The organism is Brevibacterium moorei, assembly GCF_024580735.1.
Taxonomy (GTDB): domain Bacteria; phylum Actinomycetota; class Actinomycetes; order Actinomycetales; family Brevibacteriaceae; genus Brevibacterium; species Brevibacterium moorei.
The window spans coordinates 140,609-166,003 of the sequence record NZ_JANIJX010000001.1 but is presented as its reverse complement, the minus strand read 5'-3'; the positions used below and the strand labels follow the sequence as shown (position 1 = coordinate 166,003).

Annotated in this window: 24 protein-coding genes and 7 tRNA genes; 28 read left to right on the top strand and 3 right to left on the bottom strand. The window is 66.3% G+C overall.

Annotated elements, in window-relative coordinates:
* Nucleotides 1–60 precede the first annotated feature (60 nt).
* Complete coding sequence (locus tag NQ034_RS00800; RefSeq protein ID WP_257046484.1) at nucleotides 61–978, bottom strand: DUF3097 family protein; 918 nt, start codon at nucleotides 976–978, stop codon at nucleotides 61–63.
* A gap of 162 nt (nucleotides 979–1,140) precedes the next feature.
* Between NQ034_RS00800 and hrcA the strand changes: the two genes are divergently transcribed.
* From hrcA to zapE, 8 genes are all read left to right on the top strand, one after another.
* A complete protein-coding gene (gene hrcA, locus NQ034_RS00795) occupies nucleotides 1,141–2,151 on the top strand; it encodes a heat-inducible transcriptional repressor HrcA (RefSeq protein WP_257046483.1) in 1,011 nt (336 codons plus the stop codon).
* 48 nt (nucleotides 2,152–2,199) lie between these two features.
* Entirely contained in the window at nucleotides 2,200–3,333 is a 1,134-nt protein-coding gene (gene dnaJ / locus NQ034_RS00790) for a molecular chaperone DnaJ (RefSeq protein ID WP_257046482.1), read from the top strand.
* A 9-nt stretch (nucleotides 3,334–3,342) separates the two neighbouring features.
* Entirely contained in the window at nucleotides 3,343–4,092 is a 750-nt protein-coding gene (locus NQ034_RS00785) for a 16S rRNA (uracil(1498)-N(3))-methyltransferase (protein ID WP_257046481.1), read from the top strand.
* A 137-nt stretch (nucleotides 4,093–4,229) separates the two neighbouring features.
* Nucleotides 4,230–5,201: a PhoH family protein gene (locus NQ034_RS00780; protein WP_306427828.1), complete on the top strand. Its 972-nt coding sequence runs from the start codon at nucleotides 4,230–4,232 to the stop codon at nucleotides 5,199–5,201.
* The gene (gene ybeY / locus NQ034_RS00775) at nucleotides 5,198–5,677 is read left to right on the top strand and encodes an rRNA maturation RNase YbeY (protein ID WP_257046479.1); all 480 of its coding nucleotides are present in this window, start codon (nucleotides 5,198–5,200) and stop codon (nucleotides 5,675–5,677) included. The genes NQ034_RS00780 and ybeY overlap by 4 nt, the downstream gene beginning before the upstream one ends.
* A complete protein-coding gene (locus NQ034_RS00770; RefSeq protein ID WP_257046478.1) occupies nucleotides 5,678–6,970 on the top strand; it encodes a hemolysin family protein in 1,293 nt (430 codons plus the stop codon). It begins immediately after the preceding gene.
* A complete protein-coding gene (gene era / locus NQ034_RS00765) occupies nucleotides 6,967–7,902 on the top strand; it encodes a GTPase Era (protein ID WP_257046477.1) in 936 nt (311 codons plus the stop codon). The genes NQ034_RS00770 and era overlap by 4 nt, the downstream gene beginning before the upstream one ends.
* A gap of 39 nt (nucleotides 7,903–7,941) precedes the next feature.
* Nucleotides 7,942–8,958, top strand: coding sequence for a cell division protein ZapE (zapE, locus tag NQ034_RS00760; RefSeq protein WP_257046476.1), 1,017 nt, complete (start codon nucleotides 7,942–7,944; stop codon nucleotides 8,956–8,958).
* Nucleotides 8,959–8,983: 25 nt separating this feature from the next.
* Here zapE and NQ034_RS00755 read toward each other — a convergent pair whose 3' ends face one another.
* Entirely contained in the window at nucleotides 8,984–9,508 is a 525-nt protein-coding gene (locus tag NQ034_RS00755; RefSeq protein WP_257046475.1) for a TIGR02611 family protein, read from the bottom strand.
* A 196-nt stretch (nucleotides 9,509–9,704) separates the two neighbouring features.
* On the opposite strand from NQ034_RS00755, the gene NQ034_RS00750 reads away from it, so the two are divergent.
* From NQ034_RS00750 to NQ034_RS00695, 12 genes are all read left to right on the top strand, one after another.
* A tRNA-Gly gene (locus NQ034_RS00750) sits at nucleotides 9,705–9,777 on the top strand.
* 24 nt (nucleotides 9,778–9,801) lie between these two features.
* Nucleotides 9,802–9,873 (top strand) — tRNA-Val (locus NQ034_RS00745).
* A 47-nt stretch (nucleotides 9,874–9,920) separates the two neighbouring features.
* Nucleotides 9,921–9,992 (top strand) — tRNA-Val (locus tag NQ034_RS00740).
* 38 nt (nucleotides 9,993–10,030) lie between these two features.
* Nucleotides 10,031–10,103, top strand: a tRNA-Gly gene (locus tag NQ034_RS00735).
* A 31-nt stretch (nucleotides 10,104–10,134) separates the two neighbouring features.
* A tRNA-Gly gene (locus NQ034_RS00730) sits at nucleotides 10,135–10,207 on the top strand.
* 48 nt (nucleotides 10,208–10,255) lie between these two features.
* A tRNA-Cys gene (locus NQ034_RS00725) sits at nucleotides 10,256–10,326 on the top strand.
* A gap of 26 nt (nucleotides 10,327–10,352) precedes the next feature.
* Nucleotides 10,353–10,424 (top strand) — tRNA-Val (locus NQ034_RS00720).
* A 172-nt stretch (nucleotides 10,425–10,596) separates the two neighbouring features.
* Nucleotides 10,597–11,661: a DUF4190 domain-containing protein gene (locus NQ034_RS00715; protein WP_257046474.1), complete on the top strand. Its 1,065-nt coding sequence runs from the start codon at nucleotides 10,597–10,599 to the stop codon at nucleotides 11,659–11,661.
* Nucleotide 11,662: 1 nt separating this feature from the next.
* The gene (locus NQ034_RS00710; RefSeq protein WP_257046473.1) at nucleotides 11,663–12,460 is read left to right on the top strand and encodes a hypothetical protein; all 798 of its coding nucleotides are present in this window, start codon (nucleotides 11,663–11,665) and stop codon (nucleotides 12,458–12,460) included.
* A 61-nt stretch (nucleotides 12,461–12,521) separates the two neighbouring features.
* Nucleotides 12,522–14,513 carry a threonine--tRNA ligase gene (thrS, locus tag NQ034_RS00705; RefSeq protein WP_257046647.1) on the top strand — a complete coding sequence of 664 codons (1,992 nt, stop codon included), beginning with the start codon at nucleotides 12,522–12,524 and terminating at the stop codon, nucleotides 14,511–14,513.
* On the top strand, nucleotides 14,510–15,088 hold the full coding sequence (locus tag NQ034_RS00700) for an HIT family protein (RefSeq protein ID WP_257046472.1): 579 nt from the start codon (nucleotides 14,510–14,512) through the stop codon (nucleotides 15,086–15,088). Before thrS ends, NQ034_RS00700 begins: the two co-directional genes overlap by 4 nt.
* A gap of 1 nt (nucleotide 15,089) precedes the next feature.
* On the top strand, nucleotides 15,090–17,066 hold the full coding sequence (locus NQ034_RS00695) for an alpha/beta hydrolase family protein (protein WP_257046471.1): 1,977 nt from the start codon (nucleotides 15,090–15,092) through the stop codon (nucleotides 17,064–17,066).
* Nucleotides 17,067–17,145: 79 nt separating this feature from the next.
* On the opposite strand, the gene lgt is transcribed toward NQ034_RS00695, so the two are convergent.
* Nucleotides 17,146–18,042 (bottom strand): prolipoprotein diacylglyceryl transferase, encoded by an 897-nt coding sequence (gene lgt / locus NQ034_RS00690; protein ID WP_257046470.1) that lies wholly within the window; start codon nucleotides 18,040–18,042, stop codon nucleotides 17,146–17,148.
* A 125-nt stretch (nucleotides 18,043–18,167) separates the two neighbouring features.
* Between lgt and NQ034_RS00685 the strand changes: the two genes are divergently transcribed.
* From NQ034_RS00685 to secF, 8 genes are all read left to right on the top strand, one after another.
* On the top strand, nucleotides 18,168–18,686 hold the full coding sequence (locus tag NQ034_RS00685) for an NUDIX hydrolase (RefSeq protein ID WP_257046469.1): 519 nt from the start codon (nucleotides 18,168–18,170) through the stop codon (nucleotides 18,684–18,686).
* 68 nt (nucleotides 18,687–18,754) lie between these two features.
* Nucleotides 18,755–19,513 carry a YebC/PmpR family DNA-binding transcriptional regulator gene (locus NQ034_RS00680; protein WP_257046468.1) on the top strand — a complete coding sequence of 253 codons (759 nt, stop codon included), beginning with the start codon at nucleotides 18,755–18,757 and terminating at the stop codon, nucleotides 19,511–19,513.
* A gap of 9 nt (nucleotides 19,514–19,522) precedes the next feature.
* Nucleotides 19,523–20,119, top strand: a complete 597-nt coding sequence (gene ruvC, locus NQ034_RS00675) for a crossover junction endodeoxyribonuclease RuvC (protein WP_257046467.1) — start codon at nucleotides 19,523–19,525, stop codon at nucleotides 20,117–20,119.
* Nucleotides 20,120–20,199: 80 nt separating this feature from the next.
* Entirely contained in the window at nucleotides 20,200–20,793 is a 594-nt protein-coding gene (ruvA, locus tag NQ034_RS00670; protein WP_257046466.1) for a Holliday junction branch migration protein RuvA, read from the top strand.
* Between the two features lie 62 nt (nucleotides 20,794–20,855).
* Complete coding sequence (gene ruvB, locus NQ034_RS00665; protein WP_257046646.1) at nucleotides 20,856–21,851, top strand: Holliday junction branch migration DNA helicase RuvB; 996 nt, start codon at nucleotides 20,856–20,858, stop codon at nucleotides 21,849–21,851.
* 98 nt (nucleotides 21,852–21,949) lie between these two features.
* Nucleotides 21,950–22,378, top strand: a complete 429-nt coding sequence (gene yajC, locus NQ034_RS00660) for a preprotein translocase subunit YajC (protein WP_257046465.1) — start codon at nucleotides 21,950–21,952, stop codon at nucleotides 22,376–22,378.
* Between the two features lie 73 nt (nucleotides 22,379–22,451).
* On the top strand, nucleotides 22,452–24,332 hold the full coding sequence (secD, locus tag NQ034_RS00655; protein ID WP_257046464.1) for a protein translocase subunit SecD: 1,881 nt from the start codon (nucleotides 22,452–22,454) through the stop codon (nucleotides 24,330–24,332).
* A complete protein-coding gene (gene secF / locus NQ034_RS00650; protein ID WP_257046463.1) occupies nucleotides 24,333–25,310 on the top strand; it encodes a protein translocase subunit SecF in 978 nt (325 codons plus the stop codon).
* Nucleotides 25,311–25,395: the final 85 nt, after the last annotated feature.

The following is a 25,395-nucleotide window of genomic DNA, read 5'->3' as shown; positions in this document are numbered from 1 at the left end:
TTTGGCAAATCCGGCGCTACGAGTGCTATTCAAAGCCTTTTCCAAGGTCGGGGCGCGTGTTCAGGAGTGCCCGACTGTGACGAAGTCGATGAGTTCCTCGACCCGGCCGGACAGCGCGGGATCGACATCTCCCATGGTGCTCACACTGCGCAGGATCCTCGCCCAGGCCCTGGCCGTATCGCGGTGGTCGGCGTGGGGCCAGCCGATCCGGGCCAGGGTGCCCAGTTTCCAGTCCTCGCCCCTGGGGACCTCGGGCCAGGCCCGGATGCCGACCACCGCGGGTTTGACGGCGGCCCAGATGTCGATGAACGGGTGACCGATGATGTGGACGCTGCCGGAGTAGGCGCGGTGGGACATGACCTCGGCGGCGATTCTGGACTCCTTCGAGCCGCTGACCACGTGGTCGGCCAGCACTCCGACCCGGTGCTGCGCATCGGGCCGGAACTCGGCGAGCCGCTCGGCGAGCACGTCGAGGCCGCCCAGGGGTTCGACGACCACGCCCTCATAGCGCAGGTCCTCGCCCCAGATCTTCTCCACCAGTTCGGCATCGTGCTTTCCCTCGACCCAGATCCGGCTGGGCCTGGCCACACGGGCGGGGCTCTCGGGTACTGCGATCGACCCGGAGGCGGTCCGCCCCGGAGGGGGCCCCGCCTGGGTCCGGCGCGCTCCCGGTGCGCCATCGGCACCGATCCTGTATTCGGGTCCCCTGTGCTTGGGCCGGGTTAATTCGACCGGACGGCCGTCGATCCAGAAGCCTGCGCCCAGTTCGAAGGCGCGCCGCGTGCCCATGCGGTCCTCGAGCACCACGGAGAAGCCCCCGGGGGCTTTCTGCACCTGCAGTATCGCGCCGACGAAACCGGTGGCGACCTCCTCGACGACCAGGCCGGGGTCGGCGGGCACCTTTTGGGAACTCGGCCTGCGGTGGGCGCTGCGGCCTCCGGAGAGCACATCGCGGCCATAGGGATCGGTGAATGTCACCCCACCAATCTAGCTCGGTTCCCCGTTCGGGTGTGGGAGCCACCCGATGTGAGCGACGATATTTTGGCCCGCAGGGTCCGCGGCGTAGAATTGGCACTCCGGGTGTTCGAGTGCCAATGTGGGGGACGCAGCCGCCGACACCGTGTCAGTTGAGGAGGGGCCGTGAACGACGACCGCAGGAATCGGGTATTGCGGGCGATCATCGAGGACTACGTGGCGACCAATGAACCGGTGGGCTCGAAGGCGCTGGTGGACCGGCACGGGTTGAGGGTGTCCCCGGCCACTATTCGCAATGACATGGCAGCGCTCGAACAGGACGGTCTGATCGCCCAGCCCCACACCTCGGCCGGCCGGATTCCCACCGATAAGGGCTACCGCGTGTTCGTCGACAGACTCGACGACGTCAAGCCCCTGTCGACGGCCGAACGCCGTGCCATCTCCCGGGTTCTCCAGGCACCGGTCGACATCGACGATATGCTCGAGCGCACCGTTCGGCTGCTCTCGGGGCTGACCCACCAGGTCGCGCTCGTCCAGTACCCGACGGCCTCGCAGACCCGGGTGCGCCACGTCGAACTGGTCGAATTGACTCCGGGCCGCCTGCTGGCGGTCCTCATCACGGATTCCGGCCAGGTCGAACAGCGCGTGGTCGACTTGGGCGATGACGTGGTGCCGGTGGATCCCACGGCTCTGCGCGATGGTGTCAATCGGGCGCTGCGCGGGGTCCGGCTGGCCCGGATCGACACAGCCCTGGACGACCTCCAGGTGCCCGCCGAGCACGCAGCGGCCGGCGCCCGGCTCGCCGAGGTGCTCAAGGACCTGGCCCGACTCGGCAGGCAGGACCGTCTGTTGATGGCGGGCACCGCCAACCTGGCGCGCGCCGGCGGCGAGTTCTTCTCGCAGATCGCCCCGCTGCTCGACGCCTTCGAGGAGCAGGTCGTGCTCCTGCGGCTGCTGTCCTCGATGGCCCAGGATTCCGAACCCGTGGCGGTGCGGATCGGTCATGAGAACGACCTGGAGTCCTTCTCCTCGACCTCCGTGATCGCCAGTCCCTATGGGGGGCCGGAAGCCGGGGCCAGGCTGGCGGTGCTCGGCCCCACCAGAATGGATTACCCGACCACGATGGCCGCGGTGCGCGCGGTCGCCAAGTACGTATCCGTGATCCTGTCCGACTAGGCGGGCGCGGAGACAAGCATCCGATACGACTCAAGACGAAGGAAACACGTGAGCGATCACTATGAGACCTTGGGCGTGGCGCGCGACGCGGCGCCCGAGGAGATCAAGAAGGCCTACCGGAAGTTGGCGCGCAAGCTCCACCCGGACGTCAACCCCGGACACGAAGAGGAGTTCAAACAGGTCTCCGTGGCCTACGAGGTGCTCTCCGATCCGGTCAAGCGCAGCAACTACGATAACGGCGGTGGCGAGTACGGCCAGGCGGCCGGTGGTTTCGGCGGCGCCGGCTTCGGGGGCTTCGGCGATATCTTCGAGACCTTCTTCGGTGGGGGAGCAGGAGCCGGCCGTGGCCCGATCCCGCGCGCGCAGCGCGGTCAGGACGCCCTGGTCGACCTGCAGATCGACCTGCGCACCGCGGTGTTCGGGGGGACCGAGGAACTGTCGATTTCGACCGCGGCCCGGTGCGAGACCTGCGACGGCTCCGGCTGCCGCCCCGGTACCGACTACGACACCTGCTCGCTGTGCCACGGGCAGGGCTCCGTGCGCCAGACGACCCGCACCCTGCTGGGCAATATGGTGACGAACCAGCCGTGCTCGAACTGCCAGGGTTTCGGCACCGTGATCCCCGATCCGTGCAATTCCTGCCATGGCGAGGGCCGTGTGCGCACCGAGCGCACGCTCAGCGTCAAGATCCCCGGTGGAGTCCGCGAGGGCACCCGGATCCTGTTGACCGGGCAGGGCGAGGTCGGGCCATGGGGCGGCCCCGCGGCGGATCTGCACCTGGAGGTCGCCGTCGCCGAGGACCCCGTGTTCAGCCGTGATGGCGATAATCTGCGCGCTACCCTGCGGGTGCCGATGACGGCAGCGGCCCTGGGCACAAGCGTCACGGTGGACACCTTCGACGGGCCGCGCGAGGTCGACATCGAGGCCGGCACCCAATCGGGCACGCAGACCCGGCTGGCCGGCCTGGGCGCAACCCGGCTGCGCCGTAACAGCCGCGGCGATCTGGTCCTGACGATTCTGGTGCAGACTCCGCAGAAGGTCACCGAGGAACAGCGGGAGCTGCTCGAGCGCCTCGCCGGAATGCGCGGCGAGCACGATGCCTCCGGCCTGGTCGATGCCAGTGCCGAGAAGCACGCCAAGGGCCCCTTCTCCCGCCTGCGCGACAAGTTCGCCGGACGCTGAGGCGCGCACATGACAGCTCCCGTTTTCCTGTCGACCTTCGCCCAGCCGGGCGCCGTCGGCGATCTGCTGGGTTTCGGCCCGGAAGTGGCCGGCCATGCCGTGCGCGTGCGCAAACTCGGCCCCGGCGCTGAGGTGGACATCATCGACGGCGCCGGTCTGCGGTTGAGCGGAGTCATCGAGACCGCGAGCCCGGAGGCACTGAGCCTGCGGGTTCGCACCTGTGTGCAGGAGCCCGCCCCGCGCCCCGCACTGGTCCTGGTCCAGGCCCTGGCCAAGGGCGACCGCGATCTGGCCGGGATCGAGGCCGCCTGCGAGGTCGGCGTCGACGAGGTCGTGCCGTGGGCGGCCCAGCGCTCGATCGTCGACTGGCCGGCGAAGAAGGCCGCGAAGTCCCATGCGAAGTGGCTCAACACTCTCCGGGCGGCCACCCTGCAGGCCCGCCGGTCCAGGGTCCCCGTTCTGCACGACTTGGTCCGTGGCACCTCGCTGGCCGGCAAGCTGGGGCCCGGCGATGCCTGCATCGTGCTGCACGAAACAGCGCAGGAGCACCTGCCGCGGGTATTGGCACAGTTGCCCGAGGACCTGGAGAGGATCGTCTTCGTCGTCGGACCCGAGGGCGGGATCTCCGATGCCGAGCTCGCCGCGCTGCAGGCGGCCGGAGCCCGGCCGGCGCTGCTGGGCACGACGATTCTGCGGGCCTCGACCGCAGGACCCGTCGCACTCGGCATCGCCCAGGTCGCCCTGGGCCGTTGGGCATGATTCCGGGCGTGGCCGGGACCGGTAGACTGGGCGCGGAATCCGGCGGGCTCATCAGGAAGGACAACCCCCTGCACACTCAGTCAGCAGACACGACCCCCAGCACCACGGAGACTCCGGCCGAGGCCGTCACGGTGCGCATGAGCATCGGAGCCCAGGTCGACCCCGTCGCGATGTTCGGTCCAGCAGATGCGGGACTGCGTCGCCTCGAGGCCCTGGCCGGCGACACCCGGTTCCATGTCCGTGGCCATGACGTGACCGTCACCGGATCGCAGGCGAATGTCGACGCAGCGGTCCGCGTCCTGGGTGAAATGCGCAAACTCGCGGCGGCGGGCCAGCCGAACGATCCGGAGACCGTGGAACGCCTATGGGGCGAGCCCGCGGCAGGCGCCGACGTCCTGGGGGCGAACATCCTGTCCCACCGGGGCACGTCGATCAGGCCCAAGACCTTCGGCCAGCACCAGTACGTCAATGCGATCCGGAACCACACGATCACCTTCGGCACCGGCCCGGCCGGTACCGGGAAGACATATCTGGCCATGGCCATGGCCGTCACCGCTCTGCAGCACCGTGAGGTGGCGCGGATCATCCTGACCAGGCCGGCCGTCGAGGCGGGGGAGCACCTGGGCTTCCTGCCCGGTTCCCTGGACGAGAAGATCGACCCCTATGTGCGGCCGCTCTACGATGCACTGCACAATATGATCGATCCCGACCACATCAAGACGCTGTTGGACACCGGGGTCATCGAAGTGGCGCCCCTGGCCTATATGCGAGGGCGCACCCTCAACGACGCCTTCATCATCCTCGATGAGGCACAGAACACCACCTTCGAACAGATGAAGATGTTCCTGACCCGGCTGGGCCTCAATTCGACGATGGTGATCACGGGCGACACCTCGCAGGTCGACCTGCCGGGCGGCACCCGCTCTGGGCTGCGCGCGGCCGGCGACATCCTCTCCGGCGTCGATGACATCGCCTTCATGGAACTGACCAGCAAGGACGTCGTGCGCCACCGCCTGGTGACGGCGATCGTGGACGCCTACGACCACTGGACGCTGGCGCACACGCCGGGGGAGAACCATCCGCGCAACAAGGGGAGAAGAAGCCGATGAGCATCGAGCTGGCCAATGAGACCGATTCCGCGGTTGACCTCGACGAGGTCCACCGGCTGTGCACGCATGTGCTGGCGCAGATGCGGATCAATCCGCTGGTGGACGTCTCGGTGACCTTCATCGGCGATGCGGCGATGGCCGATCTGCACATGCGCTGGATGGATCTGCCCGGCACCACCGATGTGATGTCGTTCCCGATGGACGAGCTGCGGCCCGGCGAACAGGGCGAGGGAGTGCTGGGCGATATCGTCATCGATCCCGAGGTGGCGCGCCGGCAGGCGCTGGCCGCCGGGCACTCGACGATGGACGAGATCCTTCTGCTGACCGTTCACGGGATGCTGCACCTGATGGGGTTTGACCACGCGCAGCCGCAGGAGAAGGCGGAGATGTTCGGGTATCAGCGTCAACTGCTGTTGACCTGGTTCGCCGAACGCGAACCCGGCCGGACCTCGATTCCGGAACCCACGGAGGACTAGGTGACGATCCTCTGGTTCTTCCTGGCGGCGCTGGGCGCGCTGGGCCTGGCGGCCTGCCTGGCGGCGGTCGACGCCGCGCTCTCCGTGGTCAGCCATCATGAGATCTCCGACCTGGCCGCCGAGGGCAGCCGGGCCGCCGACCGGACCCTGCGGATCCTCGGCGACCTGCCAACCCACCTCAATGTGCTCATCTTCACCCGGATGCTCTTCGAGGCCGGGGCCACGGTGTTCATCGTCTATGGCTACACGGGTGCATTCGGGCAGGCCTGGGAGGTGATGCTGGCCAGCGTGCTGACCGCTGCGATCGCGGTGTTCGTGATCTCCGGGGTCTCGCCGCGCACGATCGGCCGGCGCCGCTCGACGCAGGTCAGCCTCGCCCTGTCCGGAGTCGTCTTCGGACTCCGCCGGGCGCTGGGGCCTGTGGCCAGGGTGTTCGTGTGGCTGGGCAATATGCTCACCCCCGATCGGGTCTATCGTGACGGTCCCTTCGTCTCGGAGTCCCAGCTGCGCGATCTGGTCGACCGGGCGAGTGCCGGAAACGTCATCGAGGACGATGAACGCGACATGATCGAAAGCGTGTTCAATCTGGGCGACACCAGGGCCTACAAGGTGATGGTGCCGCGCACCGACCTGGTCGTGCTCGACGCCGAAACGCCGCTGCGCAGGGCGCTGAGCCTGTTCCTGCGCTCGGGCTTCTCCCGGATCCCGGTGATTGGCGAGGATATGGACGATGTGCGCGGGGTGCTCTACCTCAAGGACGTGGTCAGGCGCGTCCACGTCCATCCCGAGGACGATGCCGAGCCGGCCTGGATGCTGGCCAGGCAGGTCCCCTTCGTCCCGGACACGGTCGCCGTCGACGCGCTGCTGCACCGGATGCAGGCCGAGAGCCGGCACGTGGTGGTCGTCGTCGACGAATACGGCGGTACCGCCGGGGTCGTGACCATCGAGGACATCGTCGAGGAGATCTTCGGCGAGATCGACGACGAGTACGACCATCAGGATGCCGACATCGAAGAGCTCGAACCCGGGACCTTCCGCGTTTCCGTGCGCATGCAGATCGAGGACCTGGCCGACTTCTTCGACGTCCGCATCGATCAGGAGGACGTCAGCACGGTCGGCGGCCTGCTCACGACGCTCATCGGGCTGGTGCCGATCGCCGGATCCACGGCGCAGATCGCCGGTCTGCGGATCACCGCCGAGGCCGGACAGGGCAGACGCCACCGCGTCGAACACGTCATCATCACCCGTGTGGGACCTCCGGCCGCACACACCGAGGAAGGACAACACCAATGAGCCTATTCGCCGAAGTCCCCGAGGGCTTCCGGGCCGGCTTCGCCTGTTTCGTCGGACGGCCCAATACGGGCAAGTCGACCCTGACGAATGCCCTGGTCGGCGCCAAGGTGGCCATCACCTCGGCCAAACCGCAGACCACCAGGCACACGATCCGCGGGATCGTCCACCGGCCGGATCATCAGACCGTATTGGTGGACACGCCAGGGCTGCACAAACCACGGACCCTGTTGGGGGCCAGGCTCAACGACCTGGTGGCCATGACGTTGTCCGAGGTCGATGTCATCGGGTTCTGCCTGCCGGCCGATGAGAAGATCGGCCCCGGCGATCGCTATATCGCAGCGGAGTTGAAGAAGGTGGCCGGGCGCACCCCGGTGGTCGCGTTGGTGACCAAGACCGACAAGGTCTCGCGGGAGGAGGTCGGCGCAGCACTGCTGGCCGTCGGTGAACTCTACGACTTCGCCGACATCGTCCCGGTCTCGGCCGTGGGCGACTTCCAGGTCGATACCGTCGATCGGGTGCTGTCCGAACACCTGCCGGACAGCCCGCCACTGTACCCCGACGGGGACCTGACCGATGAACCCGAATCCGTGCTCGTGGCCGAGCTGGTCAGGGAGGCCGCCCTCGAAGGGGTACGCGACGAATTGCCGCACTCCCTGGCTGTGCAGGTCGAGGAGATGGGCCCGCGCGAGGGCAGGCCCCAGGACCGCCCCCTGTGGGACGTGCACGTGAATCTCTATGTGGAGCGCGACAGCCAGAAGGCCATCATCATCGGTCGGCGGGGCACACGGCTCAAGCAGATCGGGTCACAGGCGCGCTCGGAGATCGAGGCGATCCTGGGCACGCCGATCTATCTGGACCTCCACGTCAAGGTCGCCAAGGACTGGCAGCGGGATCCCAAACAGCTGGGCCGTCTGGGCTTTGACTTCTCCTAGCGGATCCGGTGGTCGGGCCCCCGGCTACACTGGTTGCTTGTGAGTTCTACGACTGTGCACCTGATCGACCGTAATCCCCGGGTCAGCCCGGACGAACTGGTGGCGGGGCTGGTGCCCCCGCCGCAGTTCGAGAACGTCTCCTTCGACTCCTACCGACCGGACCCGACGCAGCCGAGTCAGAGCGCTGCGCGGGACAAGCTGAGCGATTTCACCGGTGCCGGCGCGAAGCGCCCCGGCCTGCTGGGCCGGCTCTTCGGCGGTAAGAAGGCCCCGGCCGTTCGCGGGGTGTACCTCGACGGCGGCTATGGTGTGGGCAAGACCCACCTGCTGGCCTCGGCCTGGCACGCCAACGACAAGCCGGCTGCCTTCGGTACCTTCGTCGAGTACACGAACCTGATCGGCGCCCTGGGATTCCAGCAGGCGAAGACCGTGTTGTCTGGGATGCGATTGGTGTGCATCGACGAGTTCGAACTCGACGATCCGGGTGACACCATGATGATGACCCGCCTGATGCGGGAGATCGCCGATGCCGGGGTCAAGATCATCGCGACCTCCAACACCCTGCCCGGTGCGCTGGGGGAGGGACGGTTCGCAGCCCAGGACTTCCTACGCGAGATCCAGGCGATGGCCGATCAGTTCGAAATCCTCTCGATCGACGGCGATGATTACCGCCACCGTGGCGCACCCACCCCGCCCGAACCCCTGGATGCGCAGGGCCTGTCCGACTATGTCGGCACGGTCGACGGCGAGGTCGCGGTCGACGATTTCGAGGCGCTGTTGGAACACCTGCGACAGGTCCATCCATCACGGTACGGGCGTATGCTCGGCACCGTCACGGCTGCGGCCTGGTCGAATGTCGCCACGATCCCCAGTCAGGATGTCGCACTGCGCTTCGTGGCACTGGTGGACCGGATGTACGACCGCGCCGTGGAGATCAAGAACACGGGAGCCCGGCTGGATGCGGTTTTCACCCCCGAGATGCTGGCCGGCGGATACAAGAAGAAGTACCTGCGCTGCCTTTCGCGCCTGACTGCGCTGGCCAACGCGGAGTCCTGAACACGCGGGGTCGGCTCACCGGTACTCAGTCGAGCAGGGTGAGGTGGGCCAGCCGGGCGGGGACCCAATCGGGGATCCCCGCCAGGCGCAGCACACCCCAGACACAGGCGCACACGCACACGCACGTGGCGGTGCCGATCAGCAGACCCACCCAACGGGGTTGGGCTGCCAACCAGCGCGTCCAGACATGGAGCTTCAGGCGCGCCCAGCACAGCAACCGGTGCGCCCAGGCGAACTCGCTGGCGATGACCGCGATGCCGCAGAAGACCACGAGCCAGCCGGGTCCGGGCAGTGGGACCATGATGAGGCCGGCGACGATGACGAGTGCCCCCACCACACCGACGCTGACACGGTAGACCCGCGAGACGTGTCGGTTGGAGTGGATCCGGCGCCGGGTGCGCAGCGCATGCAGGCGGGTGACGCGGAACCACTGGGCCCGTGTGGCCGGCACACCGCGCGTGGGGCGCGCCGCGGTGGGGGAAGCCGGTGCCGGTACGCGGGTGTCCGCAGGGGGGATGACCGGGCGGGTGGTCGCCTCATCGGTGCTCATAGTCGGCAGTTTACTGGTCCACGGTCGTGGTTTCCCGGGAATCCGGTGGACGGTCGATGAGATCCTGCGCGTTGAATGCCCACCCTTCGGCATCTCTGTGATCAGGGTCATGTCCACACGATTTGGCATGTGCGGATACCGTCGTATAGAGTTTAATTTCGTTGCGAGGCAAGCCGAAAGGCGGCCGGAACGACATGCGGATGTGGCTCAGTTGGTAGAGCATCACCTTGCCAAGGTGAGGGTCGCGGGTTCGAGTCCCGTCATCCGCTCGGTTGCCCTACGGTGTAACATGGGCGCGATTGGCGCAGCGGTAGCGCGCTTCCCTGACACGGAAGAGGTCACTGGTTCGATCCCAGTATCGCGCACGGTGAAGAGATTCACTGTGATAATAGAATATGCATGATTCGATCATGCGCGATTGGCGCAGGGGTAGCGCGCTTCCTTCACACGGAAGAGGTCACTGGTTCGATCCCAGTATCGCGCACGATGGTGTCGGAAGTCATCGACGCCAGTGTGAACAGTGCGGATGTGGCTCAGTTGGTAGAGCATCACCTTGCCAAGGTGAGGGTCGCGGGTTCGAGTCCCGTCATCCGCTCGCGTGGGGTTCAAACCCCGGGCACAATCATGCGGATGTGGCTCAGTTGGTAGAGCATCACCTTGCCAAGGTGAGGGTCGCGGGTTCGAGTCCCGTCATCCGCTCGCGTGCCGGAGTTTCAGACTCTTGGTAGTGGGTTCGCAACCCAACCTGGTGGCGTGGCCGAGAGGCGAGGCAGCGGCCTGCAAAGCCGTATACACGGGTTCGAATCCCGTCGCCACCTCGTAACAACTGAATAGCTCGTCATGAGCGCGATTGGCGCAGCGGTAGCGCGCTTCCCTGACACGGAAGAGGTCACTGGTTCGATCCCAGTATCGCGCACACACAGTGTGCTCAGTCAAGCGGTCCTACGGGGCCGCTTTTTTGTATGTTCGCCCGGTTCGTGGGCCCCCGAACGCAGTCGGGTAGGGTAGTGGTGCATCGTCCGCGATCCCGGTGGCCCCTTGATCGGCGCGGCATCCCTACCAGGTTCTTGTAGACGAGGAAGTATTCGATGAGTCAGCCTTACGATCCCAATCAGCCCAACCCGTATGGGGTGCCGCAGGGCAGCGGTCCGACGGATCCGTACGCGGGACAGAGCAGCCCGTATGGGCAACCGCAGGCGGACTACGGAACTCAGGCGTATGGCACCACCGGCGATTATCAGGGCGGTAATTACGGGGGAGGGGACTATCCGCCGTATGGTCCGACCGGTTACCCCGGAGGTCCGCAGGGCCCGCAGGCGGGTTCGGAGAAGAACGGCGTCGGCCTCTGGGCGATGATCCTGGGCCTCGTCGGCATCCTCATCTGGTTGGCCGGCGTGGTCGGTCTGATCCTGGGCTGCATCGGCCTGAAGAATGTCAAGAACGGTACGGCGAACAACCGGGGACAGGCGCTGACGGGTGTTATCGCGGGCGCCATCACCACGGTGCTGGGCCTACTGGGTACCATTGTGCTGATCGTGGGCGTGGTCGTGGGACTCGGCGCTGCGAGCAAGGCCGAGGAGTGCAGCAACGAACCCGGCCACTACTGGTCGAGCTCGGAGAACACCTGCAAGGAGTCCACCGCCGACGGTTACGGTCAGCCGACACAGGCCCCGGCCGCCGCCCCCGGTGGGGAGGACGATCAGGCAACGGCGCCCGCTGCGCAGCCGGCCCCCGGCGACGACGCGGTGGAAGCCGAAAACGGCACCGCCGAATTGGCCAAGGGCGTCAGCATGTCGGTCAAACTGTCCTCCTTCACCGCAAGCCAGTCGGCGCAACCGCAGGACATTGCGGGCAAGCAGGTGACCCTGGCGACGGTGACGCTCAAGAACACCACCAGCAGCACGTACAAGCCCTCCTTCCCGATCGCGAAGTGCAGTTATGGCGGTAAGGAGTGCAAGGCTGTCACCGACTTCAAGGACGGTGAACTGATCAGCCAGCTGAGCTTCACCAAGGAGGTCGCGGCCGGCCAATCCCGTACTTTCGAGGTTGCCTATACGGTTCCGGCCGATCAGCAGAAGGACGTAGCGCTGGAGTATCGGTTCGTCGGCGGTGCCGATGGCAGCAAAACCCTGAAGTTCACCTTCGCCGGCTGAGATGACCGGCAGGGGTGAGACTCCGGTGGCCGGAGTGATTCGTGGGCTGCTCGGGCTGGCGGGCCTGGCAACGGCCCTGGCCGCGGGCTGGGGTATTGCGACGAGTCGGTTCGATGCCCTGGTCATCGGCTTGGGGGCCGCAGCCGTGGTGCTGGGGACACTGGCCGGGGTCGGCCGGGGCCGGCGTACCGCGTGGGTGGCTGGGTTGACGGCCCTGTCGGTGGGGCTGGGCTGCCTGACCATGGTCGGCCAGGTGGGGTTGTCCATGGCGGGGATGTTCGGTCATGAGGTCCCCGGGTACCATTTCAACGCCGCTCATAAACGGCTGGGTACCGATGAGGCCGACGAGCCACGGGCGGAACCCTCGCCCACTGCACAGGGGACTCGTCCGCAGACGGGGATCGACTTCCCGCAGGACGCACATCGGGCACACCTGAACTCGGGTGTGACCTTGCGCACGGCGGTCCGTGCGGAGTCCGCTCCGGACGACGCCCAGCCTGGGAAATATGCGGGTAAGACCGTCGCGATGGTCTACGTGCGCATCGTCAACGACTCGAAGCGCTCCTATTCCCCCGGCTATCCCGCAATGTACTGCCGTGCCGCAGGGGAACACTGCTATGACGTGTACTCGGAAGCCATGGCGCTCTCCGGCGTCGAACCCTTCAACGAATCGATCGCCCCCGGCAAGTCGAAGACCTTCCGAATGGCCTACGCGGTGCCCAAAAAAGCGATCGGTTCCCTGGACCTGCGGCTGACCTTCGACGGTGCCCGCGACAATCCCTACCGCGTGCGCGGATAGAATCGACGTATCCATTAGAGTCCGACTCTCATCACCTAGGAGTACATCCGTGTCAGAAGTCATGTACCTTGACGACAATCCCATTCCGTTCGTAGAGGGAATGACGGGCACAACGGTGTTCGAGGATCGTCGGGATGTTGTGGCGATCATGCTCAACGGGGCGCCGGCCGATCTGAACAGGGAACTGTCCGTCGGCGACCATATCGCCCCCATCACCCTGGCCGACCAGGCCGGACTCGACATCCTGCGCCACTCCACCGGACACGCGGTGGCCCAGGCCGTGCAGGAACTGTTCCCGGGCACTAAACTGGGAATCGGGCCCTACATCACCGACGGCTTCTACTTCGACTTCCAGGTGGAGAACCCCTTCACCCCCGAAGACCTCAAGAAGATCGAGAAGCGGGTGGCGCGGATCGTCAAGGAGGGCCAGACCTTCAACCGCGTCGTGGTCGATGAAGCTGAGGCCCGTCGCAGGATGGCCGATGAGCCGTTCAAACTGGAACTCATCACCGACAAGGGCCATGGGAACGATGAGTCCTCGGTGGAGGTCGGCGGTGCCGAGCTGACCGTCTACGAGAACCGCAACCGCAAGGGCGAAGTCGTCTGGCAGGATCTGTGCCGTGGCCCGCACCTGCCCTCGACGAAGTACATCGGCAACGGCTTCGCCGTCACCAAGTCCTCGGCCGCCTACTGGCGCGGTGACCAGGACAATGCGAGCCTCCAGCGGATCTACGGTACGGCCTGGGCGACCAAGGACGAACTCAAGGCCTACCAGGACCGGATCAAGGAGGCCGAGCGCCGCGACCACCGTAAGTTGGGCGCTGAACTCGACCTGTTCTCCTTCCCGGAGGAACTGGGATCGGGGCTGCCCGTCTTCCACCCCAAGGGCGGGGTGATCAAACGTGAGATGGAGGACTACGTCCGCCGCAGGCACATCGAAGAGGGCTTCGAATACGTCGGCACCCCGCACATCTCGAAGGAGACTCTGTTCTACACCTCGGGGCATCTGCCCTACTACGGTGAGGACATGTTCCCAGCCCTGCCGGTCGACGAAGTGCTCGGTGAGAACGGCGAGGTCCTCAAGAAGGGCACACCGTACCGGCTCAAGGCGATGAACTGCCCGATGCACAACCTCATCTACCGGTCGCGTGGGCGCTCGTATCGGGAACTGCCGCTGCGCCTGTTCGAATTCGGCACTGTCTATCGCAATGAGGCCTCGGGGGTGGTGCACGGACTGACCCGCGTCCGGGCGCTGACCCAGGACGACTCACACTCCTACGTCACCCAGGAGGGCGCGGCCGATGAGATCCGTCATCTGCTGAACTTCGTGTTCAGCCTGTTGCGCGACTTCGGCCTCGACGACTTCTACCTCGAGCTGTCCACCCGCGATGAGGACGGGAAGAAGAAGGACAAGTTCATCGGTTCGGACGAGCAGTGGCGTGAGGCCACCGAGACCCTGGAGAAGGTGGCGCGCGAATCCGGCCTCGAATTGGTCCCGGATCCGGGCGGCGCGGCTTTCTACGGTCCCAAGATCTCCGTCCAGGCCCGAGACGCGATCGGCCGCACCTGGCAGATGTCCACCGTCCAGCTGGACTTCAACCAGCCTGAGCGCTTCGGCCTGGAATATCAGGCGGCCGACGGCACCCGCAAACAGCCGGTGATGATCCACTCCGCGAAGTTCGGCTCGATCGAACGGTTCCTCGGGGTGCTGACCGAGCACTATGCCGGGGCCTTCCCCGTCTGGCTCTCGCCGGTACAGGCGACCCTGGTGCCGGTGGCAGAGGAATTCCTGGACTACGCACAGGAGATCGCCGCCCGCCTGCGCGATGCAGGGGTGCGCGTCGAGGTCGACGATTCCGACGACCGCTTCCCCAAGAAGATCCGCAACGCCAGCAAGTCGAAGGTGCCCTACACGCTGATCGTCGGCGGCGAGGACCGTGACGCGGGAGCCGTTTCATTCCGGTTCCGCGATGGCAGCCAGGACAACGGGGTGCCAGTGGATGCGGCAGTGGCCCGAATCCGCGAGGCCATCGAGACCAAGGCCCAGGTATGACGGTCCGCGATGGGGCCGGCAACGTAATGCCCGAACCCGAGGCGGCTGCAGGGTTCCCCGGGGAGCCGGACGGCCTGCAACGCCTCTGGACCCCGCATCGGATGGTCTACATCGGTGGGCAGGACAAGCCGAAGGATGCAACCGAACATCAATGCCCGTTCTGTGCGGGACCGGCCCACAGTGACGAGGAGTCGCTCATCGTGGCACGTGGTGAGACGGTTTTCGCGATCCTCAACCTGTATCCGTACAACCCGGGTCATCTCCTCATCTGTCCGTATCGCCACGTCGCCGATTACCCGGATCTGACGGAGGCCGAAACCCTCGAGCTGGCGCATTTCACGCAGCACGCGATGCGGATGATCAGGCACGTGTCCGGGCCCGACGGTTTCAACATCGGGATCAACCAGGGTGAGGCCGGCGGAGCCGGAATCGCCGCCCATCTGCACCAGCACCTGGTGCCGCGCTGGAGCGGGGACGCCAATTTCCTGCCCATCGTCGCCCACACCAAGGCTCTGCCGCAGGTCCACGGGCAGGTGCGGGAACTCTATTCGAGCGCATGGAAGGAAGTCGCCTGAGATGACACCAGAGGACATCGACGCGGTCCACCAGCTGGCCGACCCGGTGGCGTGGGGGCAGCGTGTGCTGTTCACCCTGCGCCGGCCCCAGACGGCCCAGGACGCCTATACCGGCCAGGTCTTCGCCACCGATGGAGCGGTCACCCGGCGCATCAGCCACGGGTTCAACGATTCGCACCTGCGTTCGTGTGCCGGTGGCTTCGCCCTACTGCGCGCAGCCCGCGGTGGCGTGGCCCAGCTGCACATCGGCGAACACCCTGGTGCCACCAGGGTGCTGACGAACGTGGATCTGGGCGTGGACGATTTCGCGGTGTCCCCGAACGGTGACTCCGCCCTGGTCCTGGCCCGGATCCCGGAGGAGGGCCGCTACGGCACCGATCCTGAGGTTTCGGCCGATGCCGAGGCGCCGCGCCGGATCACCCACCCGCAGTACCTGCACAATGGGCTGGGGTACTTCCGCGACAGGGGCACCGTGGTATTCGAAATCGCGATCCCCGAGGCCGGCGTCGAACCCGTCGGGGTGGACGGCATCGACTCCTACCCGGTGCCCGAGGTCCTGCCGGAACTGCCGGGGGACACCTCGGATCCGCAGTACTCCCCGTCGGGTCTGATCCGTTCGGCGGTGGCCGGCCGGCACGATGACATCGATGAGGTCGATCTGCGCGACACCGTGTGGGTGTACACGGCAGAGGGTCCCAGGGCCCTTGAGATTCCCGAGTCCCTGGCAGTGCACAGCCACCGTTGGATCGACGACACGCGTTGTGTGCTCGTCGCCCAGGACTTCACGGATGGACCGACCGATTTCATCGCCCAGCTCTCCGGGGTCTACGTCCACGACACCGCCACGGGCGCCACCGAGCGCTTGACCGATGCCGCGAGCGTCGACGCCGCTGGTGGCCTGCTGCAGCTCGTCGATGGGAGAGTGTACTTCGGGGTCGTCACCGACGGCGCGATCCGACTGACGGCACTCGAACTGGACGCAGTAGGGCCCGCGACCCTGCGCGATCTGCACTTCCTGACCCCGGCGGACGCGGTGGTCTCCGGGTTCGCCTTCGCCGCCGACGGATCGCTGGTGTTCACGGCGGCTGTCCCGGACTCCTTCGGCGAACTCTTCCGAGTGCCCGCAGCCGCCCTCGACGCCGAGTCCGCCACAGGTGCCGGCATCGCCCCTGAGGCTCTGACGGACTTCGGCGGCGTGCCCGATGCGGTGGTGCCCGAGGCGATCAAGGCGGACGGAAGTGGCGGGGAGGTGCACGGCTGGGTAGCAGTGCCCCGGGGTCCTGGTCCGCACCCGGTGATCTTGAACATCCACGGCGGTCCCTTCTCCCAGTACACCCATGCGCTGTTCGACGAGACCCAGGTACTGGTGGCGGCGGGTTACGCCGTCGTGTACTCCAACCCACGCGGGTCCAATGGCAGGGGCCGGGACTGGGGGCTGGCGGTCAAGGGCGATATGGCAGAGCCCGCCGCCGCCGATGTGCTGGCAGTGCTCGACACCGCGCTGGCGGCACATCCGGAGCTCGACGGGACCCGGATCGGTGTGCAGGGCGGTTCATACGGCGGCTACCTGACCGCGATGCTCATCGGCTCGCAGGAGGGCACGAGGTTCTCGGCGGCGATCGTCGAACGCGGCTACCTCGTGCCGGGTTCGTTCTACGGAACCAGCGACATCGGCCGCTACTTCACGGATGAGTACACGGGCCCGGCGGCCGAGGACATCGCGCGCCAGTCGCCGATCGAGCGGGCGGCCCTGGTCCGGATACCCACCCTGGTGATGCACTCGGAGCGGGACCTGCGGTGCCCGCTGGAACAGGGCCAGCAGTACTATGCGGCACTGCGCCGGGCCGGTGTTCCGGCCGAGTTCCTGATCTTCCCGGGCGAGAACCACGAATTGTCCAGGGCGGGCCGGCCCAGGCACCGGGTGCAGCGCTTCGAGGCGGTCCTGGAGTGGTGGTCGAAGCACCTGCCGGTGGCCTGAGGCGGTTTTCCGGTAACAAGGGGCGGGCCCGTGGAGATCATCTCCACGGGCCCGCCCCTTGTGCTGCGAGCGTTCCGGTTCAGTCCTGCTCGGCCGCCGGAGCGCGCCCGGGCAGATAGGGCGAGGGTTCGGGCCCGTTGTGTCGGCGGGCTTGCACGGCCAGGATGATCAGGCCCAGGGCGATCGCACCCAGTGCCGCCCACACGTTCGTGCGAATGCCCAGGTAGAACTGACTGGGATCGATCCGGATGTTCTCCCAGACCGTGCGCCCGGCGCCATACCAGATGAGGTAGACGGCGAACAGCCGGCCCCACTGGAAGTAGACCCTGCGGCCCAACCACAACAGCACCACGACGCCGAGGGCGTTCCACAGCACTTCGTAGAGGAACGTGGGATGGAACAGGGTTCCCGCGGGGGTGCCCGCCGGAATGGCGGGATTTCCCGCCGCGATTTCGAGTCCCCAGGGCACGGTGGTGGGGCGTCCGAACAGCTCTTGATTGAACCAATTGCCGAAGCGTCCGCAGGCCTGCGCGAGGATCAACCCCGGAGCCAGGGCATCGGCCACGGCGGTGAATCGCAGGCCGGTCTGGCGGCAGCCGATGAACACGCCCAGGGCCCCGCCCAAGAGGGCACCGAAAATCGCGATGCCGCCCTCCCAGATCGCCCACACCGAGCCGTACTCGGTGATGTTCCAGGGGTTGCGCCCCGGTCCGAAGTAGTCGCCGAAATGGCTGAGCACGTGGTAGACGCGGGCGCACACGATGGCCAGGGGGATCGCCCATACCGCGACGTCGACGATCTGCCAGTCCTGGGTCCCACGGGCCCGCAGCCGTCGGTCGGTCAACCACAGCGCCACAATGATGCCCACGAGGATGCACAGCGCGTAGAAGTGGATGGTCAGCGGTCCCAGCTGGAAGGAGGATACACTCGGCGATGGGATTGACGCCAGGAGCTGGATATCGGTGGTCGATGGCATGGTGACCAGTCTATGACCGGCGTCGATGGGATGCCGCATTCACGCTCGGCACGCCGAGCGGGTATGCTCGATCGGGTCACCCTTGATAGGAATCCGGGGAGATCGGGACGAGACGAAGGCAGGAAATGAGCGAACTCACCGTCCGCCAGGCGGCGCGCGTCATCGTGGTCAACCCTGCTGCGCAGGTCTTCATGATCCACGTGCGCGACATCTACGACCCCACCCGGACGTGGTGGGAGACCCCGGGCGGGGGCGCCGAACTGGGGGAGGACCCCCGGCGGACAGCGGTACGCGAACTGGCCGAGGAGACCGGCATCGAGTGCGAGCCGATGGAATTGACCGGCCCGCTGGCCAGTCACCGGGCCAGCATCACGCTCTCCGACGGCGTCCACATCCAGGATGAGGTGTTCTACGGACTCCTCTGCAGTGACGATGAGGACCTCGACAACGCACTGCGCACAGACCTGGAGAAGAAGGCGATCCTGGAGACCGCCTGGCTCGACCTGGACGCCGTGGTCGTCGGACCCGAGGGGACCTCGGCCGTCGGGGTGATGCGGCCTGTGGCCGTTGGCGAACTGGCCCGGTTGGTAGTGGCGGGCCTCGTCCCGGACATGCCGCTGCGGCTGCGCAACGGGCGCCTGTAATATAAATCGTTGGAAGAGGTCGACGCCGCCTAGCGGCGTCGCATTATCGGTGAAGAGGAGCAAATCCCGTGTCAGGTCACTCCAAGTGGGCCACCACCAAGCACAAGAAAGCGGCCATCGATGCCAAGCGCGGCAAGCTGTTCGCCAAGCTGATCAAGAACATCGAGGTCGCGGCCAGGAATGGCGGACCGGACCCCGCTGGCAACCCGACTCTCTTCGACGCCGTGCAGAAGGCCAAGAAGAACTCGGTTCCCGCCGATAACATCGATCGCGCGGTCAAGCGCGGCGGTGGCCTCGACGGCTCGGGCGTCGACTACGAGACGATCATGTACGAGGGCTATGCCCAGGGCGGTGTGGCCCTGCTGATCGAATGTCTGACCGATAACCGCAACCGTGCCGCAGCCGAGGTGCGTGTGGCCGTGACCCGCAACGGCGGGAACATGGCCGACCCCGGTTCGGTCGCCTACAACTTCGCACGCAAGGGCGTCGTCGTGGTCTCGCAGGACAACGCAGACGAGGACGCGATCCTCGAGGCGACCCTGGACGCGGGAGCCGAAGAGGTCAAGGACAACGGCGATACCTTCGAGGTGATCTCCGAGGCCACTGATCTGGTCGCAGTGCGCTCTGCCCTGCAGGACGCCGGGATCGACTACGAGAGTGCCGACGCCGCCTTCGTGCCCAACCTCGAGGTCCCGTTGGACGCGGAGACCGCGGCCAAGGTGTTCAAGCTCATCGATGCGCTCGAGGACAGCGACGATGTGCAGAACGTCTACACCAACGCCGATGTCTCCGATGAGGTCATGGCGCAGTTGGAAGAATCCGACTAGGCCGCCGTCGTGCGCATCCTCGGTGTCGACCCCGGGCTCACCCGCTGTGGGCTCGGGGTCGTCGAGTCCAGTCGGGCGCACCAGCCACGGATGGTGGCGGTGGGTGTGGCCAGGACCCCCGCCTCGGACGCGGTGGACGTCCGCCTGGGCCGCATCGCCGAGGTGTTCGACACCTGGCTCGACGACTACCGTCCCGATGTCGTCAGCATCGAGCGGGTGTTCGCCCGCAACGACGTGTCGACCATCATGGGCACGGCACAGGCCTCCGGACTGACCATGGGACTGGCCGCCCGCCGCGGCATCCCCGTAGCCATGCACACACCCTCCGAGGTCAAGGCCGCGATCACCGGCAACGGCAGGGCCGATAAGCGGCAGATGACCACCATGGTCACGAAGATCCTCCGGCTCGACGCCCCACCGAAGCCCGCGGACGCCGCGGACGCCCTGGCCATCGCTATCTGCCACCTGTGGCGCGGGGCGACCGCGGCCACCTCGACCCCGGGCCCCACCAAGGACCTACTGGCCCGCCAGGCGGCCGGCAGGCAGGGCTCGGGCCTGACCCGGGCACAGGAACAGTGGGCGGCGGCGATCCGGAGGAATCGCTGAGCCGGACCTGCCGTGCGTGCGCTAGGCTAGGGAGAAATCGTACATCTGTTCCCACATAAGCCCTTCCACGGAGAAGCACTGTGCTCACCTATCTTGCAGGGACCGTCCACGCGGTCACGACCGACACACTGACGCTCGTGACCTACGGCGTCGGTCGTGAAGTTCACATCACCCCAGCCTTTGCACTGCAGACCAGACCGGGAATGGAGCTGGCGCTGCACACGATCCTGGTGGTGCGCGAGGACTCCCTGACGCTGTTCGGCTTCCCCACACCCGACGAGAAATCGGTTTTCGAAGTCCTCACCGGTATCTCGGGGGTGGGCCCCAAACTGGCGCTGGCGGTGCTCGGCGTGCTGGGGCCGGCCGAACTGAGCACCGCGGTCTCCGCCGGCGACGAGGCCGCTCTGACCCGGGTGCCGGGTATCGGCAAGAAGGTCGCGGCCCGGATGATGCTGGAGCTGGGCAACCGGCTCGACCGATTGCCGGCGGCCGCTGCTGCGGGGGCCCCCGTGCACACCGCCGCGGACGACGAGGTCGTGCTGGCCCTGACCGGGCTCGGCTGGAAGGAAGCGGAAGCGCTCGACGTCGTCTCCGCGGTGCGCGCAGATCTGCCCGAGGCCTCCGTACCGGTTCTGCTCAAGGCCAGTCTGCGGGTTCTGGGGGGCCGCCAGTGACCGACGGCTACGAAATCGACTTCGGTTCGGACGACCCGACCGGCGCGGAACTCGAGCGCCTGATGGGCACCGGTGCCGGAGCCCAGGAGCGGGCTCAGGAAGCTGCTCTGCGGCCGAAGGGGCTCGCGGAATTCGTCGGGCAGCCACTGGTGCGCGAACAGCTCTCCCTCGTCCTCGATGCAGCCAGGGCCAGGGGCAGGACGCCGGACCATGTGTTGCTCTCGGGGCCGCCCGGACTGGGCAAGACCACACTGGCGATGATCATCGCTGCCGAAATGGGCGCGCAGATCCGGATCACCTCGGGCCCGGCGATCCAGCACGCCGGCGATCTTGCGGCGATCCTGTCCTCGCTGGAGGAGGGCGAGGTCCTGTTCATCGACGAGATCCACAGGATGTCGCGTTCGGCCGAGGAAATGCTCTACGTCGCGATGGAGGACTTCCGCGTCGACGTCATCGTCGGCAAGGGCCCCGGCGCCACCGCGATCCCGCTCGAACTTCCGCCGTTCACGCTGGTCGGCGCGACCACCAGGTCGGGGCTGCTGCCGGCGCCGCTGCGCGACCGCTTCGGGTTCACCGGGCACCTGGACTTCTACTCCGATGAGGATCTCGAAAGGGTCCTCGTCCGCTCGGCGCAGATGATCGGCATCGAGGCCAGGCCGGCCGGCCTGGTCGAGATCGCGATGCGCTCCCGCGGTACCCCGCGCATCGCCAACAGGCTGCTGCGGCGGGTGCGCGACTGGGCGCAGGTGCGCGGCAGCGGAGTCGTGGACAAACACGCGGCGCAGGAGGCGCTGAAGGTATATGAGGTCGACGAACGGGGACTCGACCGGCTCGACCGCTCCGTTCTGCGGGTCCTATGCCGCCGATTCAACGGCGGTCCGGTGGGACTGTCCACCCTCGCCGTATCGGTGGGGGAGGAGGCCGAGACCGTCGAAGAGGTCGCCGAGCCCTTCCTTGTTCGCGAAGGGCTGATATCGCGGACGCCACGCGGCCGGATCGCCACCCGCGAGGCCTGGGCGCACTTGGGCCTGACTCCGCCGGAGGAGCGGGTGGACTGATTCCGGGGCCGCGGGATTGGTCATCCTTAGGTGGTCCCAACTAGACTAGCGACCGATCTGCCCATTCTCTGAAAGGTCGTACCTCCGTGGATCCCAGCATGATTCTGATCGTCGTCGTCGCGGCGATGCTCATCTTCTTCATGTTCAGCAACAAGAAGAAACAGAAGGCCCGCGCCGAACAGATGAAGAACGATCTGGTCCCCGGCGCCTCGGTGATGACCAGTTCCGGTATCTACGGCACCGTCGTGTCCGTCGACGAAGCCGATAACAAGGTCACCATCGAATCGGGGCCCGGCACCATCCTGGTCTTCCACAAGCAGGCCATCGGCCAGGTGCAGGCCGCTCAGGCCGACCCGGCGCCGGCAGAGCCCGCGTCCGACGAACCGGCAGAGTCCGCAGCGGACTCCGAGTCCCCGCGTATCACCGACGCCGAACTCGACGCGATGAACGCGGCCAAGCGCGAATCGCCCGAACAGGACTCCGACTCCCAGCAGGGGAAGGACTCCGCCGACAAGGACAAGGACTGAATCAGGTCCTCCCACCCACACCGCGTCGGGCTCCTGGTCTGAAAGCGCGGTGCTCCCAATCGAAAGAACTTCCGTGTCATCTTCAGAGAACAAGCCCCGGCCCGGGCTGCGTTTTACGTGGCTGATCGTCATCACGGCGATCGTGGCCGCGATTATCGCCGCCGGGTCCATCTGGGGCAAGGCGAGTTGGACTCCCAACCTCGCACTCGACCTCGAGGGCGGAACCTCGATCATCCTCGAACCACAGCTGGACGAAGGCGCCAAGATCTCCAAGGAGCAGCTGCAGCAGGCTGTGGCGATCATCCGGCAGCGTGTCGACTCGACGGGTGTATCGGAGGCCGAGATCAGCACGCAGGGCGATCAGAACATCGTCGTCAACCTGCCTGGCAACCCCGATAAGCAGACCCGCGGTCTGGTCCGGTCCTCGGCTCAGCTGGCCTTCCGCCGCGTCGCGGCCGTCGGCGCCCCGCAACCCGCAGGGCAGGAGTCGGCGAGTCCGAGCGAGTCGAAATCGCCGGAGATGACCGATGAACAGAAGAAGAAGCTCGAGGATCTGCTGGGCAAGCAGTCGGAGACCGGCAAGGCCGGCGGTACGGTGTCCAAACAGGCCGCCTCCGCGGCTCCGGCCGGCGGGCCGAGCGCCTCGCCCACGGCCAAACAGCAGGACTCCACCGAGGCACAGAAGATTCCGCGCTTCGATCCGGCAGCCGATCAGTCCTGGGCCAGCGAGAAAATCCAGAAGCAATTCGCCGAACTGGACTGCACGAATCCGGAGAACCGGACTGGTGGCAAGCGCTTGAACCCCGATCAGCCGGTCGTGGCGTGTTCCAAGGACGGACAGGAGAAGTACGTCTTGGGCCCGGTAGAGCTCGACGGCTCGCATGTCAAGGACGCCAGTTTCGGTTACGAGACTTCCTCCTCGGGCCAGCAGACGAACAATCTGGCCGTGTCCATGGAGTTCGACGGAACCGGCCGTGACGTCTTCGGCAAGGTGACCAGTGCCATCACCGGTCAGCAGCAGCCCTACAACCAGTTCGCCATCACCCTCGACGGGCTGGTGCTCACGGCACCCGTCTCACAGTCGGCCGTGACCGATGGGCGGGCGCAGATCACCGGCAGCTTCACGCAGGAGGAGGCCGAGACCCTGGCCAACCAGCTGAAGAACGGTGCACTGCCGATCAGCTTCCAGGTCCAGTCCGAGGAGCAGATCTCCCCGACCCTGGGTTCGGAATACCTCTCGAAGGGCCTGCTCGCTGGCGGTATCGGCCTGTTGTTGGTCATCGTGTACTCGCTGTTCCAGTACCGCGCCCTGGCCTCGGTGACGGTCAGTTCCCTGGTCGTCGCTGGAATCCTGACCTATCTGCTCCTGCTGTTCGTATCGTGGCGGTACGGTTATCGGCTGTCCCTGGCCGGCGTCGCCGGCATCATCGTGGGTATCGGCATGACCGCCGACTCGTTCATCGTCTACTTCGAACGTGTCCGAGATGAATTGCGCGACGGCAGACCTCTGAAATCCGCGGTGGAGGTCGGCTGGTCGCGTGCGGGCCGGACGATCTACGCGTCCAAGGCGGTCAACATGCTCGCAGCCGTCATTCTTTACATCCTGGCAGTCGGCTCGGTGCGTGGCTTCGCCTTCACCCTGGGTCTGACAGTCATCGTCGACGTGCTCGTCGTCGTCCTGTTCACCCATCCGATGCTGCAGGCCCTGGCGCGCACGGAGTTCTTCGGCAACGGCCACCCCATGTCCGGGATGGATCCGCGGTTGCTCGGGGTCAAGCCCGCTGCCTACCGCGGTGCCCTCGGCCTGGATTTGGAACGTGCGAAGGAGAAGTCGAAGAAGGGCAAGTCCTTCAAGGAGGCGAAGAGGCGGCAGGCCCGGACCGACCGGAAGGCCGAGGACGGGATGTCGATCGCCGAACGCAAGGCCGCTTTGAAGTCGGGAGAGGACGAGTAAGTGAAACGCTTCTTCGAATGGGGCAACAGGCTCCACACCGGTGAATCGTCCATCCCGTTCGTCGGGAAGTCCAAACTGTGGTTGACGATCGCGGCCGTGCTGACCGTCCTGTCGATCCTGGTCCCCGTCTTCGGCGGGTTCAACCTGGGCATCGACTTCCGCGGCGGATCCCAGTTCCAGGTCGACCACGTGGCCACCGACAAGGTCGACGCGGCCTCACAGGCGGTGACCGATGCGGTGGGCGCTGCGAATCCCTCCGTGGTCCCGACGACCAATGACACCCTCAAGATCGAGACCGACCAGCTCAGCGATGAGCAGATGCAGCAGGTCAGGGACTCGCTCGTGAGCCATCTGCAGGTCGACAACTCCGATGTCACATCGAACTTCATCGGCCCGCAGTGGGGCGCGGACGTCACCCAGAAGATGGCGCGTGCGCTCATCATCTTCGTGGCCCTGGCGATGGTGTTCATGGCGATCTACTTCCGCACCTGGAAGATGTCATTGGCGGCGATCCTGGGCCTGGTGTTCGTCATGGTCCTGACCATGGGGATCTACTCGGCCACCGGCTTCGAGGTCACCCCGGAGGCGGTGATCGGCTTCCTCACGGTCTTGAGCTTCTCGCTGTACGACACGGTGGTGGTCTTCGACAAGATCAGGGAGACGACCCAGGACTTCGGGAGTGCAAAGGACAGGACATTCTCCGAATTGGTGAACCTGGGCATCAACCAGACCACTGTGCGCTCGATCAACACCACGATCATCGCGGCCCTGCCGATCGGCGCGATCCTGTTCATCGGCGTGTTCCTGCTCGGCGCGGGCACGCTGACGGATATTTCGCTGTCACTGTTCGTGGGCACCGTGGTCGCTGCGGCCTCGACACTGTTCGTCGCCTCTCCGCTGTACGCGGTACTGCGTTCCACGGAGAAGAAGGTCAAGGAGCAGGAGGCCAGAGTGCTCGAGGCCCGCCCTGCGGCTTGAGCACGAAGTTCCTTGTAGTATTGAACCACCGGTGAGTCCGCTCACCGGTGGTTCTTTTATTCGCGTGGAACCCGCAGGTGTTCCC